This window comes from Mycobacterium sp. 29Ha, from assembly GCF_032883055.1.
Lineage (GTDB): Bacteria > Actinomycetota > Actinomycetes > Mycobacteriales > Mycobacteriaceae > Mycobacterium > Mycobacterium gallinarum.
The window spans coordinates 116,496-134,077 of record NZ_JAMQTI010000013.1 but is presented as its reverse complement, the minus strand read 5'-3'; the positions used below and the strand labels follow the sequence as shown (position 1 = coordinate 134,077).

Below are 17,582 nucleotides of genomic sequence, written 5' to 3'. Positions count from 1 at the left end.
CGCGGTTACTGCGGGGGCGGCACCAACGCCAGCTGGCGGCTTTGCACGACGATGTGCCCCGCACAGTCGACGACGATGTGGTCCTCGTCGAACCAGTCCTGGCCGATCTGCACCGTCGTACACAGCACCCGCAGCCAGCCGTCGGCAGGCAATGCCCGCAGATAGGCGGTCAGTTGCACGGTAGGCGCCCAACCGAACCTGTTGACCCCAAACGTCACCGGAGCCGACACATCGCCGCACAGCAGTGCGAACAGCACGTCGGGTGCCACCCCCTTGGGGCGAACCCAGTACTCGATCACCGGCGGCCCTCCGTCGGCGCGCGGCTCCATCGTCGTCAGCGACGGACGGATATCGCACCCGTGCGCCAGATGGACGATGTCGGCCATCCGGTGGCCGGGGCCGATCGGGTCCAGCCCAGGCGGCGGTTCCGGCTGCATCAGCGGGATGACGGGATTCACCGAAAGCAGCGGAGGCACGTGATGCTCTGGCTCCCCCAGCGTCACCGACGCCCGCACCGCTGTCCTGTCACCTTGATGGAGTTCGACGTCGATGAGGCTGACGCGACGGCCCCGCTTGCGCACGGTCGTCGTCAGACGCATCGGGCCGGGATCGGGTGCCCACAGGAAGTTGCCCGAGATCGCAATCGGCTGAACATCTCCCCCATGCTCGGTGCGCGCAGCGTTGGCGCACAGCGCCAGCATCGCCCCGCCGTGCACCTTTTCGCCGATCGTCCAATGTTCGTTCAGCTCACCGTCGTACACGCCGTCGCCGGGGCTCGTCAGCGCCATGGCATCGGTGAACAGGGTCGAGCTCGGCATGGGGATCCTCACCTCGGTCAGCGCAGCAGATTGGCGCGAGCGAACTGCAGGGACTCGGCCAGCAGCGCCTCGCGCTCACTCGCCGACCGCGCCCCCGACGTCGTCACCTCAAGGATCACATGCCCGGAGAAGTCGCTTGCCGCCAGCATCTCGCACACCTCGACGGTCGGCTGGGTGCCGCGGCCGGGGACCAGGTGTTCGTCGGTCGACGCGCCGCTGCCGTCGCACAGATGCAGGTGCACCAGGCCCTCACCCATCCGGTGGGCCATCTCGAGGGCGTCGGTGCCCGCGGTCGCGGTATGTGACAGGTCGAGCGTGTAGTGCGCGTGGTTGCCGTCCAGCGGGTCGTAGGACGGCGCGAACGCCGAGATGCCCGGTCCTGGCTTACCCCCGCGTTTGCGCATCCGCTCGATCGACGTCTGGCCCGCACCGAAAAACCGGTCGGCACGGAACGGGAACATGTTCTCCACCGCCACCATCACCTCGCTGGACGCCTCCAATTCGGCGACCTGCGTGCTGAACCCCTCGGCGTACCGGCGCTGCCACCGGAACGGCGGATGGACGACGACGGTCTGGGCGCCGAGCTGTTTGGCGGCCCGCACGCTGCGCTCCAGTTTCGGGATCGGATTGGCGCCCCACACGCGCTGCGAGATCAGAAGACAGGGTGCGTGGACCGACAGCACCGGCATCTCGTAGCGCTCGGACAGCTCGGCGATGGCATCGATGTCCTGAGAAACGGTTTCGGCCCACACCATCAGCTCGACACCGTCGTAGCCCAGGGTTGCGGCGTACTCGAAAGCAGCCTCGGTCCTCAGCGGATAGACCGAGGCCGTCGACAGACCGACCTTGATTGCGGGGCGCACGTTGGCTGTTCGGCGGCGGTGGTCGCCGTCAACCCGACTGCAGCAGCGCCAAGGGACCCAACGTGACGAGAGCCCCTACAGCCACTGCGATCAGCGTGCTGCCGATGTCCTCGGTCTTGCGCACCACCCGCACCCCGACGACGAGGCCGAGAATCACCAGGACCGACAGCACCAGCGCGACGATGTTGTTCCACTTCCACAGCTGGTCGAAAGCGACGAACAGGCCGGCGCCGAACGCGACCGCCAGGACGCACTGCCCCACGATCCACACACCGTGCATGAACGACGACATGGTCGTCGGCTCGGCCGCTTCGATCTCGTGATCCGGGTCGTCGAGTTCGATGTCTTCGGGCGTTGGCGCTGCGCCCCTGCGCGCGATGTCGTCGGCGACGGTCTGGCCGCCGAACAACGCACCCTCGACGGGGCGCGGATAGGAAGGCGAGCGGTCGGAATCCTTGGCGTCGTCCTCGAGGTCGCCGACCGTATCGAGGGCGTCGATGTCGTCCTCGGACTCGATCTCGGGCGCCGACCAGTCCAGGGCGGTGTCGTCGTCGACCGGGTCCGGATCGGGGCTCATCTCCTCGGCGTCGACCAGCGCGCCGAACCGGCGCGGCGCGTAATTCGAGCGCCGCGGTGGCGCGAAGAAGTCGACGTCGGCGTCGGTGTCCCGCTGCTGGATGTGCGCGGCGTAGTCGGTGACCGCGTCGGCATAGTCATCGTCGGTCTCGTCGGCCGCGTCCTGTTCGACGGCCTCATCGGCCGCGTCCTGTTCGACGGCCTCATCGGCCTCATCGGCCTCGACCGCTTCGACCACGTCGGTGTCCTGATGGTCGACGGCGCCGTTACTCACAGCGGGGCCGGTCAGCTCCGGCGGCTCGACAGATTCGCCCTGTTCGACAGGGACCTCGACGGGCTCGGCGACATCCGGCTGGGCCGACGGTTCTTCGGCGACGGGCTGTTCGACGATGTCGCGATCGGTGACGATCGGAATCTCACCGGTCAGCTCCGCGACGGAGATCGAGTCGGTGTCGCCGCGACGGCGCCTGCGGCGGCCCCCGACCGGCGGGGCACCGATTGTGCCGTTACGGGCCAGCAACTCCGCGACCGAGATCGGTCGCGTGCTCTGGCTGTCTTCTGGTCCTGTCATTCGTCTCTCGCCTCTGGGCCCCTGGATTCGGCGCCGTGTAAGCCTCCAGTCTGCTGGTCAGCGTCGCTGGACAGATGTCTCCACCAAGGCAGTTCCATCAGCCTCGCTGTCGAGTTTCCGCAGAATCAGCCCTTCTCGCAATGCCCATGGACAGATATCCACGCTTTCGACATCCAGAGCCTTCATGCTCGCCTCAGCTACCAAGGCTCCGGCCACGATCTGCGGCGCCCGTTCGGCGCTCACCCCTTCCAACTCTGCACGGTCAGCCGCGGTCATCCTAGAGATGAAGGCTATGAGCTGCCGCAGGCCGGTGGCCGTCAACGTCCGCTTCACCCTCGGACCTGCCCCGGACGGGGCCGCGCCGGTGAGGCGGGCCAGCGAGCGGAACGTCTTCGAGGTCGCGACGGCCAGGTCTGGAGTGCCCGCCTTGAGCATCTCGGCGCCCGCGTCGGCCAGCTCGGTGGCCAGCCAGTCGCGCAGCATGTTCACGCGGCGGCGGCCCGGGGGATCGTCGGGCAGCCATTCCCGCGTCAGCCTGCCCGCACCGAACGGCAGCGACAGCGCAACCTCAGGCTCCTCGTCGACGCCGTTCGACAGTTCAAGCGAACCGCCCCCGATGTCGATGTTGATGATGCGGCCCGCGCTCCAGCCGTACCAGCGACGCACTGCGAGGAACGTCAGCCGGGATTCGTCGACCCCGCTGAGCACCTGCAGCGCCACGCCGGTCTCGGCGTGCACCCTGGCGAGTAGTTCTTCGGAGTTCTTCGCATCGCGGACCGCGGAAGTCGCGAACGCCATCAACTCGGCGCAACCCGAACTCGCCGCGATCTTGGAGAACTCGTCGAGCGTGCCGATCAACTTGTCGGCGCCCTTGCGAGTGAGCTTGCCGTTGTTGTCGATTGACTCTGCCAGGCGCAGCGACGCCTTTGTCGAACTCATGGGCGTCGGGTGGCCGCCCCGACGCGCGTCCACCACCAAGAGGTGGACGGTATTGCTGCCGACATCCAGCACGCCTAATCGCACCTCTACACGGTAGTGGGTTTACCGTTGAATACTGTGAGCGCATCAGCGATGAGCCCTCGGGCGAAGAGCAAATCACTCGGGCCCGGCGAGGTTGAACTCGACTTTGCCCGTGAGTGGGTGGAGTTTTTCGATCCCGACAACCCCGAGCATCTGATCGCGGCCGACATGACGTGGCTGCTGTCGCGGTGGACGTGCGTGTTCGGCACGCCCGCCTGTCAGGGCACCGTGGAGGGCAGACCCGACGACGGATGCTGCAGCCACGGGGCCTTCATGTCGGACAAGAACGACATCGCCGAACTCGAAGAGGCGGTCAAACTCCTGACCGACGAGGACTGGCAATTCCGGGACAAGGGTCTCGGTAAAAAGGGCTACCTCGAAATGGACGAGTACGACGACAAACCCAATCTGCGCACCCGGAAGTACAAGGGCGCCTGCATCTTTCTGAACCGTCCCGGCTTCCCCGGTGGCATCGGATGCGCGCTGCATTCGAAAGCGCTCAAGATCGGCGTCGAACCGCTGACCCTCAAACCCGAGGTCTGCTGGCAGCTGCCGATCCGCCGCACCCAGGAATGGGTGGAACGACCCGACGGGACCGAGATACTCAAGACGTGGATCACCGAGTACGACCGGCGCGGCTGGGGCGAGGGCGGCGCCGACTTGCATTGGTACTGCACCGGCGATCCGAACGCGCACGTCGGGAAGAAACAGGTCTGGGAGTCCTACGCCGCAGAACTCACCGAACTGCTCGGCGAGAAGGCTTACGCAGAGCTGGCCGCGATGTGTAAGCGGCGCAGCGCTTTAGGGCTGATCGCCGTGCACCCCGCGACCCGCGCGGCCGAATGAGCCTCTTCTTCTTTCGCCTCACTCCGCCCCGTGCGGATTTCGCGCAGACGATGACACCGGCCGAACAGCAGGCCATGGCAGCTCATCAAGACTACTGGCAGCAGCTGGAGGCCGACGGCAGGGTCGTGGTCTACGGTCCGGTCGCCGACCCCGAGGGCGTGTGGGGCCTTGGCGTCCTGCGCGCGGCCGACCGCGCCGAGGTGCTGGCCATCGCGGAGCGCGATCCGTCAGTCACCGCGGGGGTCAACACCTTTGAGGTTTTTGAGATCCTGGGTTCCTAGCCCTCCAATTTGTAGCCCAGGCCGCGGACCGTGACCAGATGAACGGGATTCGCGGGGTCGGACTCGATCTTCGACCGCAGCCGTTTCACGTGCACGTCAAGGGTTTTCGTGTCGCCGACGTAGTCGGCACCCCACACCCGGTCGATCAGCTGACCGCGGGTGAGCACCCGGCCACTGTTGCGCATCAAGTACTCGAGCAGGTCGAACTCTTTGAGCGGCAACGTGATCATATCGCCGTTGACCGAAACAACGTGCCGTTCGACGTCCATCCGCACCGGCCCGGCTTCCAAAACGCCGTCGCCGATCGCTGCGTCGTCGTTGTCGCTGCCGCGACGCAGCACGGCGCGAATACGCGCAATCAGTTCCCGCGCGGAGTACGGCTTCGTCACGTAGTCGTCGGCTCCGAGTTCGAGTCCGACCACCTTGTCGATTTCACTATCGCGAGCAGTCACCATGATTACGGGAACACTTGAGCGCGAACGCAATTGCTTGCAAACGTCGGTACCGCTCATCCCCGGGAGCATCAGGTCCAACAGGACGATGTCGGCACCGGCCCGCTCGAACTCGGCCAGGGCCGACGGCCCGTCGGCCACCACCGTGGCCTCGAAGCCCTCCTTGCGCAGGAGAAAGGCCAGGGGATCGGCCAAGGACTCCTCGTCCTCCACGATCAACACGCTGGTCATTGTCTAGCTAGTCCTCTCGTTCGACGTGCACTTCTAGGTCATCGTCACCCTGCGGATATGCCGGAATCGACAGGGTGAACGTCGATCCCGTTCCTGGTTGACTCCACAGCCGGATGGTTCCGTTGTGGTTGGCGGCGACGTGTTTCACGATCGCCAATCCGAGTCCCGTGCCGCCGGTGGCCCGGGAACGCGCCTTGTCGACGCGGAAGAACCGTTCGAACACCCGCTCTTGATCCGCGCTGGCGATGCCGAAACCGCGGTCGGTGACGGCGATTTCGATGTTGTCGCCGCGGCGGCGCCTGCTGATCGACACCGCAGAACCGTTAGGCGAGTACGCAATTGCGTTGGACACCAGGTTCGCGATGGCGGTGACCAACAGCGGCTGGTCGCCCAGCACACGGAATCCGGTCGGCGCGTCGGTGGTGATCGCGATGTCGGCGTTGTCGGCGGCCACCTTGTACCGCGACAACGCCTCGGCCACCACGGTGTCGACGTCGACGGCTTCCAGGTCGGGCAGCGGTTCGGCGCCCTGCAGCCGCGACAGCTCGATCAGCTCGCCCACCATGTTGCCCAGCCGATTCGACTCCACCAACATCTTCTCGGCGAACCGGCGCACTGTGTCGGGGTCGTCGGCCGACGCCAGCACCGCCTCGGCGAGCACCCCCATCGCCCCGACGGGGGTCTTGAGTTCGTGGCTGACGTTGGCGACGAAGTCACGGCGGGTCGCCTCCATCCGCGCATGCTCGGACTGGTCGTCGACGTAGACGACGGCGAAGCGGCGATCCTGCTCGGTCAGCAGGCGGACGTGCCCACGGATCGATAATCCCGATCGGCCCGGATGAGCACGCTTTCGTGGCGACAGGTCGACCTCACCGTCCTCGCCGGTCGTCAGGGTGCGTTCGGCCGCCAGCCACGCGCGGTCGTCGAGCAGCCGGTCACGCACGAGACCCAACTCGCGCGCCCGGTCGTTGGTGTAGACCACGTCACGGTAGGTGTCGACCACGACGATCCCGACCGGCGACTGCGACACGATGTGGGCGAGCATCTGGGAAACGGTGATCCCCGACTGCGCGGTCGCGCGCCGTTGCCTGCGCTCCATCAGACGGGGCGCCAACCCCGCCCCGAGCGCCGCACCGATCACCAGGGCGAGCAGTGCCACGAGCGCCGACAGCAGCAGCGCCGTTACCACACTCACGCGAAAATCGTACGCATCCGGTGAACGTCATCCCAGCAGCGTGCGGCCAAATCGGGACAAGTCACAGAAGGAATCTAGGAAATTCGAACCCTGGCTTTCCCCCGTTAACCCGCCGTTTGCCCGGCGGCACTGCGTCGCGGTCTACTTCGCGCCCTGCGCAGCAACTGCGGCCGCGCCCGCCGCCGCGGCCTCGGGGTCCAGGTAGGTGCCGCCGACGACCGTGGGCTTGAGGTCGGAATCCAGGTCGTAGCGAAGAGGAATGCCGGTCGGAATGTTCAGTCCGACCACGTCTTCGTCCGACATTCCGTCCAGATACTTCACCAACGCGCGCAGCGAGTTGCCATGGGCGGCGATCAGCACGGTCTTGCCGGCCCGAAGATCGGGCACGATCGTGCCCTCGAAATACGGCACGAATCGCTCGACGACGTCCTTGAGGCACTCGGTCAGCGGGCCGCCGCCGATATCGGCGTACCGCGGATCGCGGTCCTGGCTGAACGTGCTGCCCGCCTCGATCGGCGGTGGCGGGGTGTCGTAGCTGCGCCGCCACTTCATGAACTGCTCGTCGCCGTACTTGTCCTTGGTCTCGGCCTTGTTGAGACCCTGCAGGGCGCCGTAGTGCCGCTCGTTGAGCCGCCAGTCGCGGTGCACCGGAATCCAGTGCCGGTCCGCGGCGTCCAGCGCCAGGTTCGCGGTGGTGATCGCGCGGCGCAGCAGCGAGGTGTACAGCACGTCGGGCTGACGGTCGAGCTCCTTGATCAGCTCGCCAGCGCGCAGCGCCTCGGCCCTGCCCTTGTCGGTGAGGTCGACGTCGACCCAGCCGGTGAACAAGTTCTTCGCATTCCACTCGCTCTCACCGTGCCGCAGCAGAATCAGCGTGGAGTCTCCCATGGAGGAAAGACTATCCCGAGCCGTTCGTGCCGGCTTGGCGGTCCGCCTCGTCTTCGTCGATGAGGTGAGCGAAGGCCTGCAAGTTCTTCAGTGACTCGCCGCGCGACACCCGCCACTCCCACTCTTTTTGGATGGACGACCGAAAACCCAACTCCAGCAAGGTGTTGAAGTCCGAGTCGACGGCTTCGAGTACTTGACCGAGCACCCGGTCGATCTCGTCGGAGGTCACCGACGCCAGCGCCATCCGCCCGACGAGGTAGATGTCACCGACGTTGTCCAGCGTGTAGGCGACGCCGTACAGACGGCGGTTGCGCTTCAGCAGAAACCGGTAGACGCCCTCGTGGTTTTCGTCGGGCTTACGGCAGACGAACGCCTCCACGCGCACCGAATGCTCTCCGATGGACAGGATGGTGTTGGTTGTCAGCCGACGCTCGCCGGGCAGTTCGACGATGATGCCGGGTAACCCGCCGCGGGCGCCTTCATGGCGGGTGCAGGTGAGGCCGTTCTCCTTGCAGGTCTGCTCGATGACGTCCCGCACGCTGGCAGTCACGCACGCACCCCGCGCCGGATCGTGAAGCGCCGGACACTGCGGCGCGCCGCCACGTCCTTGCGCTGACGGGCGCGGTAGTCGGTCATCGCACGTCCGTAGCTGGTGAGTAGCGCGTCGACGGTGCGGGCCCACGAGAACGTCGCGGCATGCTCGACGGCGGCCGCGCGCATCGCCTCCGGCCCCTTGTCCAACACGGCGCCGATGGCGTTCGCCCAGTCGTCCACGTCGTGGCCGTCGACCAACGTTCCGGTGACGCCGTCGCGCACCGCGACCGGCAGCCCGCCGACGGCGGCCGCCACGACGGGCGTCCCACAGGCCTGCGCCTCGATGGCGACAAGCCCAAACGATTCCGAATAGCTCGGCACGGCCACCAGATCGGCGGCCCGGTACACGTCGACGAGTTGATCGCGCGACTGCGGCGGCAGAAACGTCACGTGTGCGGTGATACCCAGTTCGTCGGCCAATTGAATCAACGACTCGGGTGCAGCTAGCCCGCTGCCGGACGGTCCGCCGGCCACGAGTACCCGCAGTGCGCCGAACCGGCCGGTCAGCCGGGCCGCGGCGCGCAGCAGGACGTCGGGCGCCTTCAGCGGTTGGATCCGCCCGACGAAGGCCAGCACCTGCTCGTCGGCGCGCAGTCCCAACGCGGTGCGTGACGCGGTCCGGTCACCGGGTGTGAAGAGCTCGAGGTCGACGCCGGGGTGGACGATGTCAATGCGTGCCGGATCGGCGTTGTGCAGCGAAACAAGTTGGCGTGCCTCAGTTTCGGTGTTGACGATCATCCGGTCGGCCTCGTCGGCCACCTGCTGCTCACCGACCGCGCGCAGCGGCGGCTCGGGTGCGTCGCCGTCGGCGAGCGCCGCATTCTTGACCGCGGCCAGGGTGTGCGCCGTATGTACGAGCGGCACGGCCCACCGATCCCGCGCCAGCCAGCCCACCTGACCCGACAACCAGTAGTGCGAGTGCACGACGTCGTAGTAGCCGGGTTCGTGGGTGGCCTCGGCGCGCAGGACGCCCGCGGTGAAGGCGCACAGCTGGGTGGGCAGGTCGTACTTGTCCAGACCTTCGAACGGGCCGGCGACGACGTTGCGGACGAGAACTCCAGGCGCGACGTGCACGACGGGCGCATCCGCCGACGACGTCGCCCTGGTGAAGATCTCCACCTCGACGCCGCGGCGGGCCATCTGCAGCGCGCTCTGCAGGACGTAAACGTTCATTCCGCCCGCGTCTCCGGTGCCTGGCTGCGCCAGCGGCGAGGTGTGGACCGAAAGAACGGCTACTCGCCGCGGAGCCGGAAGGCCAGCAACATCAGGCCGCGGAGCCGGAAGGCCGGCGACATCAGGCCCCGGAGCCGGAAGGCCGGCGACATCAGGCCCCGGAGCCGGAAGGCCTGTCAGATCCGTGGCTGGGCGCACACACACATGTCTACACCGTGGCCGGACACCGGCCCGCTACGCACTCACCTCGGGTCGCCGGTTGAGGGCCCGCTTCATCGCACCGATGGGGTCGGCGTAGAGCCCGACGAGGGACACCACGCCGGCGCCGGCCTCCTGCACCCGATTGCCGAACGCCGTGACCCGGATCCGACGCGGCGGCATGACCGAGCGTTGCGTGTACGCCGCCTCGACCAATTCCATGCCCTCCGGATACTCGGTGAAGGCCTGGCCACCGACCACGAGGTCGTCGGGGTTGAGCATGTCACGCAGCAGCGCGACAGCCTGGCCCAGCACCCTGGCGCGCTCGGCGAGCAGGCCCTGCGCCTGCTCGTTGCCCTGCCGGGCGGCCCGCAGCACCGCCTGCATCGTCGAGGCCGGACCGTCGCCGCTGATGATGCGGGCCCTGCGGGCGGCGATCAGCACGGCTTCGTCGCTCACGGTGGACTCCAGCTGGCCGGTGCCGCCCAGCAGCTCCGAGTCCGCGGGCAGCGCGGCGATGGTGCCGGGTCCGCTGCTCGGCGAATGCACCCGCCCGCCGATGGACAGCGCGTAGCCGACGGTCTCACGGGCATAGACATACAGGCTTGTTCCCGCGCTCTCGGAGAGCGGCAGCCGTCGGCCCCCGAGCAGAAGTTCGGCACCGGCCATCGCGTCGACGTGGGAGGCGACCGACACCGGCAGGCCGAGCGCTTCGGCGAGCACCGGCCCGACGGGAGCCTCCGACCAGCCCAGCCGCGGATGATCGAGGTAACCCGTCGCGCTGTCGACGACGCCACCCGCGGCGACGCCGACCCATAGAGCGCGGCGGCGGTGCCAACGGCTCAGGTAGCGGCGGGCGCTGGCGGCCAACGACGCCAGGGCGGCGGCCTGTGGGGCACGCGGCGTGGGCGTCTCGACCACGTCGAGCGTCCGGCCGAACAGATCGGTGGCCACGATGCTGGTGGTGCGCGCACCGATGTGGATGCCCAAGGTCAGGTAGGGCTCGTGGTTGACCTCGACGGGAACTCGCGGCCTGCCGATGGCTCCGGAGACGGCCAGGTCGGCGCGCTCCCGAAGGACTCCCGCATCGAGCAGCGCCGTCACCTGACGGTTGACCGTGGCGATGCTGAGTCCGGTGACCTGGGCGATGACGTCACGCGCGATCGGGCCGCGGAGGCGCGCGGCGCTGAACACGGAGCCCGCGGCCGCCTCGGCTACCCGTAGCGAGGGCGCCACGACGTGGTGACGTGCGAGCAGCGCGCGCTTGGCGTGAGCGGGGGCGGCGGGCTTATGGAGAGTGGGAGATGCGGTGCGCACGGGAGTGTCCTTTTGTGAAGTCGGCCGGGGGGTCGGTGCCACACCCGGGGACTGTCATCAGGACAGCGCAATCAGGAGCGGCGAAGTGCGCAACAACAACAATGCCGCGTGATGCGGGCAGCCTGACTCCTGGACACACGGCGAATTTAGCACGCCAACTAAAGTTGGGCCCATGACAACACCAGAGACCGACAGGCGGGTCGCGGTGGTCACCGGCGCCAGCGCCGGTATCGGTGCAGCAACCGCGAGAACCCTTGCAGCCCTTGGCTTTCATGTCGTATGCGCAGCCCGGCGCGCCGAGCCGATCCAGGCCCTGGCCGACGAGATCGGTGGCACCGCAATTGTGACCGACGTCACTGATTCCGACGCCGTCAACGCCCTGGCCGACAGCCTGAACAGGGTCGATGTCCTGGTGAACAACGCCGGCGGCGCGCGCGGCCTGGAACCGGTGGCGGAGGCCGATATCGAGCACTGGCGGTGGATGTGGGAGGCCAATGTTCTGGGCACTCTGCGGGTCACCCGCGCACTGCTGCCGAAGCTGATCGACTCCGGTGACGGGCTGATCGTCACCGTCACGTCGATCGCGGCGGTCGAGATCTATGACAACGGCGGTGGCTACACCTCGGCCAAACACGCCCAGGGAGTACTGCACCGCACGCTGCGCAGCGAGCTGCTTGGAAAGCCGGTGCGGCTCACCGAAGTTGCGCCGGGCATGGTGAAGACAGACTTCTCATTGCGCCGGTTCGACGGTGACGAGGAGCGCGCCGCCAAGGTGTACGAAGGTGTCACACCGCTGGTGGCCGAGGACATCGCCGAGGTGATCGGATTCGTCGCCAGCCGTCCGTCCCACGTCGACCTTGATCTGATCGTGGTGCGGCCGCGTGACCAGGTCAGCGGGGCCAGCGGATCGCGCTTCAACCGCCGGACCTAGCTACGAGTCAACCCACTACGCCGAGCGTGGACTTGTGACACGCAGACAGGCCCGAATGCGTGCGGGTAACCCACGTTCGGCGAAAACGACCTAGCCGCCGGGGCGACCTGCGCCGGCGGGCTCCGGTGCACCCGACGGCGTGGCAGGAGCGGTGCTGGGAATCCCCACGGGTGACGCCTGGTCCGACAGCGCGGACATCGACGTCCACTCGTCCCACGAAACCGCCCAGTCCCAGATGTCGCCGTCGGCGTAGGACAGCTGGATCCGGGTCCCGGTGACCTCCACCGGATCGCCGTAGATCGCACTGTTGAAATACTGCTGGGCGTCGGACTCGGACAGGTTGATGCAGCCGTTGGTGACGTTCGAGTTGCCCTGCGAACCGAGGCTGGCCGGGTTGGCGTGGATGAACTCGCCGTTGTTCGAGATCCGAACGGCGAACCTCTCGCGGACGTTGGCGTATCCGGCCGCGGGGTTGGTCATATAGAAGTCTTCGTACTTCTCGGTGACGACGTGCACGCCGCTGCGCGTCACGTTGCGATCCAGGTCGCCCTCGCCGTAGCTGCACGGGAAGTCCATGATGACCGCGCCGCCGGCGTCGAGCACCTGGATGCGGTGCGACGACGCCTCGGCCCTGACCACCTGACGGCGGCCGATCTCGAACGCCAACGTCGAATCCGCCGCGCCGAACGCGCCGTCACCGAACGGAACCCCGTAGAGCTTCGCGTCGACGTGCACCTTCGTGCCCGCCGGGTAGTAATCCTTGGTGCGCCAGTGCATGCGCGAGCCGCCGACCTCGTCGGGCAACCATGCCCAGCTGCCCTCGACGGCCGGTTCGGTGGTGACCTTGACCGCCTTCTCGACGGACGCCTTGTCGCTGATCGACGCGTCGAACTGGATGATGATCGGGGCCGCGACGCCGACGACTTGACCGTCGGCGAGCTGGAACCGGCCGCTGACCTGAGCGCTGGGGTTGACGGTGGTGAAGTTGCCTGCGACGGGTTGCGCATTGCCGTCACGGCCGACCACCGAGCCACTCCACGTGTACTCGACGCCGTAGCCGAGCGGTTCGGTGATGTTGAAGGCGGTGCGATCGCGGTTGAGCGCACCCGCGACGGCCTTGCCTTCGGGATTCGTCAGCGCGACCCGCTGGAACCAGCCGTCGCGGACCTCGATCCCGATCGGCGCGGTTGGCACCACATCAGCGGTGGCGTCCGCGGGTTGGTATGTCAGCGACGGGGCTGGCGGCGCGATCGCCTCGCCGGCCGAGGGCAGGGACCCCCTGGAGCAGGCCGCCAGAGCGCCCGGCGCGATGACCCCGACCGCGAAAGCGGTCAAGGCGCGCCGTCTGGATATAGCCGGCATTGAGGGCACGGCATCGGCAGGGCTCACGTGGACCCAGGGTACCTAGAGAGCGGCGCCAATCAGAATCGGTTCGGGGGTGAGTTCGATCCCGAATGTCGTTCTGACACCGTCGCGTACCGTCCTGGCCAGCGCAATCACATCAGATGACGTCGCTGTGCCCCGATTGGTCACAGCCAGCGCATGCTTGGTCGAAAGCCGCGCTACAGCGTCGTTGCCCGGATAGCCCTTGGCGAAGCCGGCACGCTCGACGAGCCATCCCGCGGCCAGCTTGACGCCGTCGGGCGCCGGATAGTTGGGCACGACTCCGTCGACACTGCCCTTGAGCCTCTCGAAGACTTCTTGGTCGACGACGGGATTGGTGAAGAAGGAGCCGACGCTCCAGGTGTCGTGGTCTGCCTCGTCGAGCACCATGCCCTTACCGGCCCGCAACGCCAGCACCACGTCCCGCACACGGGCGGCGTCGATCCGCGAATTCGGTTCTGCACCAAGGGCATTGGCGAGCTCACCGTAGCGCATCGGTGCGCTGAGTCCGTCGGGGCGCAATTCGAACTCCACCTCGAGCACGGTCGCTGCCGATGAGTGCTTGAGGATGCTGGTGCGGTAGCCGAACTGCAGGGCCGACGGTGGCACCCAGGAGTCCGCGCCGGTGCGCCGGTCGAGCAGGCGAACCCGCCGGATGGTGTCGGCAACCTCGGCGCCGTACGCGCCGACGTTCTGAACCGGTGTCGCGCCCGCGGAGCCGGGGATGCCGGACAGGCATTCCAGCCCGCCCAGCCCGTGCGCCAGCGACGTCACGACGACGTCGTCCCACGCCGCGCCGGCCTCCGCGCGCACGACGTTGCCCTTGACTGTGATCTCGGTGTTGGCGAGCAGGACGACGGTGAGGTCGGTGAGGTCGTCGGCCAGCACGACATTCGATCCACCCGCGAGCACGAGGGCATCGCTGTCGGGGCCCAGCGCGCGCGTCACGTCGACGACCTTCTGGGTGGTGTCGCAGGTGATCAGGCGCCGCGCGACGGGCCCGACGCGCAAAGTGGTCAGCGGTGCCAGCGGCACCGCTTCAGAGACGGACGCGCCGCCGATTAGCGAGGTGACCACGGGCGGTAACGGTAGCGTGGCCAGCTATGCCGCGTTCATTCGACATGGCGACCGAGTACGAGGGCACTGTCGAACAAGTCCACCGCGCATTCCGCGATGAGAGGTACTGGCTGGCCCGCCTGACGGAGTCCGGCGCCGACGCCTACTCGCTCGACCGGCTGATCCTCGGCGACGACTGCGGTATCGACATCGTGACCACGCAGAAGATCCTCGCCAGCCGGTTGCCGGGGGTGGTTCAGCAGTTCCATCGCGGAGACCTGACGTTGATCCGCGAAGAGGTGTGGTCGCCGATCCGCGACAGTCAGGCGGCGGCGACCGTCAAACTCAGAATTCAGGATGCACCGGCGCATCTTCACGGCAGCGCGACCCTTGCTCCAGCGAATCCCGGCACCGCCTCGCGGCTGGACTTCAATGCCACCGTCGAAGTGAACATTCCGCTCGTCGGCGGCAAGATCGAGAACTTCATCGGCAGCCAACTCGTGGACCTTTTGGTCCATGAGCAGCGCTTCACCACGGTGTGGATCGCCGAGAACACTTAGGTCGGCCCAGCGGCGTGGTGCGGGGCTCGAGGGCCGCACCGGCTTAAACTTGAATTCATGGCTGCCCCCCTTGGACAGCTCACGCGAGGTACCACCGGCTACAACAGACTGCGACGCAGCGATCGCTGGCTGGTGCATTCGCGGCGGGTGCGCGCCGCACTGCTGTCCGCCGCCGACCCGTTGGTCATCGACCTCGGCTACGGCGCGTTGCCGGTGACGACCCTCGAACTGGCCGAGCGACTGCGGATGGTGCGCAACGACGTTCGGGTCATCGGCCTCGAAATCCACCCCGACCGAGTCGCGTCCGCACGAGCCGCGGGTAGCGACACCGTTGAATTCGCCCTCGGCGGTTTCGAATTGGCGGGGCGGCGCCCCGCCCTGGTGCGCGCATTCAACGTGCTGCGTCAATATCCCGTCGTCGCGGTGGCCGAGGCGTGGTCGACGATGCAAGCGCAGTTGGCTCCCGGCGGTCTGATCGTCGACGGCACGTGCGATGAACTCGGCAGGCTCTGCTGTTGGGTGCTGCTCGACGCCGACGGTCCGCTGAGCCTCACGCTGGCCTGCGACCCGTTCGCCATCGAGCGCCCGTCCGACCTCGCCGTGCGACTGCCCAAGGTGCTGATCCATCACAATGTCGGTGGTCAGCCGATCCACGCTTTGCTCGCGGCGGCCGATCACGCGTGGGCCAGCGTCGCGGGCCACGGTGTCTTCGGCCCGAGGGTGCGCTGGCGGGCAATGCTGGATCTCCTGCGCAACAGCGGCTTCCAGGTCGATCCACCGCGACGACGGATGCGCGACGGCGTGCTGACGGTGCCGTGGCAGGCCGTGGCGCCTAATCCCCTCGCCTGAACGTCCTACGCTGGTGATCATGCGTGTGGCCCTGGCACAAATCCGCAGCGGCACCGACCCCGCGGCCAACCTCGGCCTGGTCGAGGACTACACCCGGCGCGCAGCCGATGCCGGTGCGCGGCTGGTGTTGTTCCCGGAGGCGACGATGTGCCGCTTCGGCGCTTCGCTGGCCTCGATCGCCGAACCGCTCGACGGCCCATGGGCGACGGGAGTGCGGCAGATCGCCGAGCGCGCAGGCACCGTCGTCGTCGCCGGCATGTTCGTCCCCGCCGACACCCGAGATGGGCGGGCGCGGGTGACGAACACCCTGATCGCGACGGGACCGGGAGTGGACGCCCACTACGACAAGATCCATCTCTACGACGCGTTCGGGTTCACCGAGTCGAATACCGTGGCGCCGGGCCGCGAGCCCGTGGTGATCTCGGTCGACGGTGACGCAGGTCCAGTCACCGTCGGCCTCACCCTGTGTTACGACGTCCGCTTCCCTGAGCTGTACATCGAATTGGCCCGCCGCGGAGCACAACTCATCACCGTCCATGCATCGTGGGGCACCGGTGCCGGCAAGCTTGACCAGTGGACGCTGCTGGCCCGCGCCCGTGCGATCGACACGACGGGTTTCGTCGCCGCAGTCGATCAGGCCTATCCGGGCGACGAAATCGCGGCGCTGGGACCCACCGGGGTGGGCGGCAGCGTCGTCGCGTCTCCGGTGGGCGAGGTCGTCGCATCGGCGGGTGACGATCCGGCTCTGCTCGTCACCGATGTCGACCTCGATGCGGCCCGGAAGGTCCGCGAAACCATCGCGGTCATGCACAACCGCACAGATCACCTATGGCGTAAGGCAGAATCGCGGGGATGACAGACCCTTGGGACGGCCGCAACCAGCCGCAGGGCCCACCTCAGTACCCGCAGAGCCAGCCGCAGTACCCGCAACACCCGCCGCAGGGCCCGCCGCCGGGTTACTCGGCGCCGCCACCCCAGGGGCCCGGGCCGCAGACGTCGGCGCCGCAGCAGGAGGAGCCCACCCCCAAGAAGCGGTCGAAGGGCTTCCTTCGCGACCCGCTGTCCATCGTTCTGACGCTGGTCATCGTCGTCGCGGTCATCGCGGCAGCGCTGATCGGCGTCGAGCTGTACGCCCGCAACGAAGGCGAGACCAGGGTCGCCTCCGCCGTCGAATGTCTTGTCGAGGACAAGGCCGAGGTGTCCTTCGCCTTCATGCCGCCCTTCCTGATACAGCACATGTCCAGGCACTATTCGAGCCTGCACATCGAAACCGCGGGCAATCAGATCGGCAGTTTGCAGGGCATGAAAGCCGATGTGACCGTCGAGAACGTCAAACTGAATGAAGACGCCGGCTCCGGTAGCGGCGGCACGATCGGGTCGCTCGTCGCGAAGATCGACTGGACATCGGCCGGCATGTCACAGTCCATTCAGGACGCCATTCCGCTCGTCGGATCGTTGATCTCCGGCGTCACAACCAACCCGTCCGATGGCACGGTCGAGTTGGAGGCGGCACTCGGCAGCATCGTCACCAAGCCAACGGTCAAGAACGGCGCTCTGACGCTGGAGGTGACGGAGCTGACCGGGCTCGGTTTCACGTTGCCGCGGGAGACGATTCAGCCCGCACTCGACTCGCTCACCGCCCAGTTGGAGCAGGAGCTGCCGATGGACATCAAGGCCGACTCGGTGAAGGTGACGGACGCGGGCGTGGAAACCCAGTTCTCCACCCAGAACGCGACGATCCCCAGGAGCGAGCAAGACTCCTGCTTCTCGAGCATCTGAC

General features: G+C 67.4%; 19 protein-coding genes. 7 read left to right on the top strand and 12 right to left on the bottom strand.

Translation table 11 applies throughout. From position 1 onward, the window contains the following. Positions 1 to 5: 5 nt before the first annotated feature. The 4 genes from M1248_RS18335 to M1248_RS18320 are packed head-to-tail and all read right to left on the bottom strand — an operon-like array spanning position 6 to position 3,851. The gene (locus tag M1248_RS18335; protein ID WP_317149289.1) at positions 6 to 818 is read right to left on the bottom strand and encodes a thioesterase family protein; all 813 of its coding nucleotides are present in this window, start codon (positions 816 to 818) and stop codon (positions 6 to 8) included. A gap of 17 nt (positions 819 to 835) precedes the next feature. Next, on the bottom strand, positions 836 to 1,681 hold the full coding sequence (locus M1248_RS18330; RefSeq protein WP_317149288.1) for a sugar phosphate isomerase/epimerase: 846 nt from the start codon (positions 1,679 to 1,681) through the stop codon (positions 836 to 838). Positions 1,682 to 1,709: 28 nt separating this feature from the next. Then, complete coding sequence (locus M1248_RS18325) at positions 1,710 to 2,828, bottom strand: hypothetical protein (protein WP_317149287.1); 1,119 nt, start codon at positions 2,826 to 2,828, stop codon at positions 1,710 to 1,712. 57 nt (positions 2,829 to 2,885) lie between these two features. Beyond that, positions 2,886 to 3,851 carry a Ppx/GppA phosphatase family protein gene (locus tag M1248_RS18320; protein WP_163734511.1) on the bottom strand — a complete coding sequence of 322 codons (966 nt, stop codon included), beginning with the start codon at positions 3,849 to 3,851 and terminating at the stop codon, positions 2,886 to 2,888. Positions 3,852 to 3,899: 48 nt separating this feature from the next. Between M1248_RS18320 and M1248_RS18315 the strand changes: the two genes are divergently transcribed. Both M1248_RS18315 and M1248_RS18310 read left to right on the top strand, forming a co-directional pair. Then, positions 3,900 to 4,694, top strand: coding sequence for a hypothetical protein (locus M1248_RS18315; protein ID WP_163738212.1), 795 nt, complete (start codon positions 3,900 to 3,902; stop codon positions 4,692 to 4,694). Continuing rightward, entirely contained in the window at positions 4,691 to 4,975 is a 285-nt protein-coding gene (locus M1248_RS18310; protein ID WP_163734508.1) for a YciI family protein, read from the top strand. The genes M1248_RS18315 and M1248_RS18310 overlap by 4 nt, the downstream gene beginning before the upstream one ends. Here M1248_RS18310 and regX read toward each other — a convergent pair. The 6 genes from regX to M1248_RS18280 all read right to left on the bottom strand — a co-directional run bounded on the left by regX (position 4,972) and on the right by M1248_RS18280 (position 11,023). Next, complete coding sequence (gene regX, locus M1248_RS18305; protein WP_163734506.1) at positions 4,972 to 5,658, bottom strand: two-component sensory transduction protein RegX; 687 nt, start codon at positions 5,656 to 5,658, stop codon at positions 4,972 to 4,974. The two genes, M1248_RS18310 and regX, sit on opposite strands and share 4 nt — an antisense overlap. Before the next feature lie 7 nt (positions 5,659 to 5,665). Beyond that, complete coding sequence (locus M1248_RS18300) at positions 5,666 to 6,853, bottom strand: sensor histidine kinase (RefSeq protein WP_163734503.1); 1,188 nt, start codon at positions 6,851 to 6,853, stop codon at positions 5,666 to 5,668. A 141-nt stretch (positions 6,854 to 6,994) separates the two neighbouring features. Then, a complete protein-coding gene (locus M1248_RS18295) occupies positions 6,995 to 7,741 on the bottom strand; it encodes a phosphoglyceromutase (RefSeq protein ID WP_163734500.1) in 747 nt (248 codons plus the stop codon). 10 nt (positions 7,742 to 7,751) lie between these two features. Further along, positions 7,752 to 8,291, bottom strand: a complete 540-nt coding sequence (locus M1248_RS18290; RefSeq protein ID WP_317149286.1) for a YbjN domain-containing protein — start codon at positions 8,289 to 8,291, stop codon at positions 7,752 to 7,754. Then, a complete protein-coding gene (mshA, locus tag M1248_RS18285; RefSeq protein WP_410506687.1) occupies positions 8,288 to 9,706 on the bottom strand; it encodes a D-inositol-3-phosphate glycosyltransferase in 1,419 nt (472 codons plus the stop codon). Before mshA ends, M1248_RS18290 begins: the two co-directional genes overlap by 4 nt. 36 nt (positions 9,707 to 9,742) lie before the next feature. Then, positions 9,743 to 11,023 (bottom strand): ROK family protein, encoded by a 1,281-nt coding sequence (locus M1248_RS18280; RefSeq protein WP_317149285.1) that lies wholly within the window; start codon positions 11,021 to 11,023, stop codon positions 9,743 to 9,745. Between the two features lie 172 nt (positions 11,024 to 11,195). On the opposite strand from M1248_RS18280, the gene M1248_RS18275 reads away from it, so the two are divergent. Continuing rightward, on the top strand, positions 11,196 to 11,954 hold the full coding sequence (locus M1248_RS18275) for an SDR family oxidoreductase (RefSeq protein ID WP_317149284.1): 759 nt from the start codon (positions 11,196 to 11,198) through the stop codon (positions 11,952 to 11,954). A 90-nt stretch (positions 11,955 to 12,044) separates the two neighbouring features. Here the strand turns inward: M1248_RS18275 and M1248_RS18270 are convergent, their stop codons facing one another. After that, on the bottom strand, positions 12,045 to 13,343 hold the full coding sequence (locus M1248_RS18270; protein ID WP_317149283.1) for an Ig-like domain-containing protein: 1,299 nt from the start codon (positions 13,341 to 13,343) through the stop codon (positions 12,045 to 12,047). Between the two features lie 15 nt (positions 13,344 to 13,358). Next, positions 13,359 to 14,414 carry a UDP-N-acetylmuramate dehydrogenase gene (locus tag M1248_RS18265; RefSeq protein ID WP_317149282.1) on the bottom strand — a complete coding sequence of 352 codons (1,056 nt, stop codon included), beginning with the start codon at positions 14,412 to 14,414 and terminating at the stop codon, positions 13,359 to 13,361. Between the two features lie 26 nt (positions 14,415 to 14,440). On the opposite strand from M1248_RS18265, the gene M1248_RS18260 reads away from it, so the two are divergent. Genes M1248_RS18260 through M1248_RS18245 form a run of 4 tightly spaced genes read left to right on the top strand, consistent with a single transcriptional unit; the run spans position 14,441 to position 17,581 of the window. Then, positions 14,441 to 14,953 carry a DUF2505 domain-containing protein gene (locus M1248_RS18260; RefSeq protein ID WP_317149281.1) on the top strand — a complete coding sequence of 171 codons (513 nt, stop codon included), beginning with the start codon at positions 14,441 to 14,443 and terminating at the stop codon, positions 14,951 to 14,953. A 57-nt stretch (positions 14,954 to 15,010) separates the two neighbouring features. Then, positions 15,011 to 15,802 carry a class I SAM-dependent methyltransferase gene (locus M1248_RS18255; RefSeq protein ID WP_317149280.1) on the top strand — a complete coding sequence of 264 codons (792 nt, stop codon included), beginning with the start codon at positions 15,011 to 15,013 and terminating at the stop codon, positions 15,800 to 15,802. Positions 15,803 to 15,821: 19 nt separating this feature from the next. Next, entirely contained in the window at positions 15,822 to 16,658 is an 837-nt protein-coding gene (locus M1248_RS18250) for a carbon-nitrogen hydrolase family protein (RefSeq protein ID WP_317149279.1), read from the top strand. Further along, entirely contained in the window at positions 16,655 to 17,581 is a 927-nt protein-coding gene (locus M1248_RS18245) for a DUF2993 domain-containing protein (protein WP_317149278.1), read from the top strand. The genes M1248_RS18250 and M1248_RS18245 overlap by 4 nt, the downstream gene beginning before the upstream one ends. Position 17,582 lies beyond the last annotated feature (1 nt).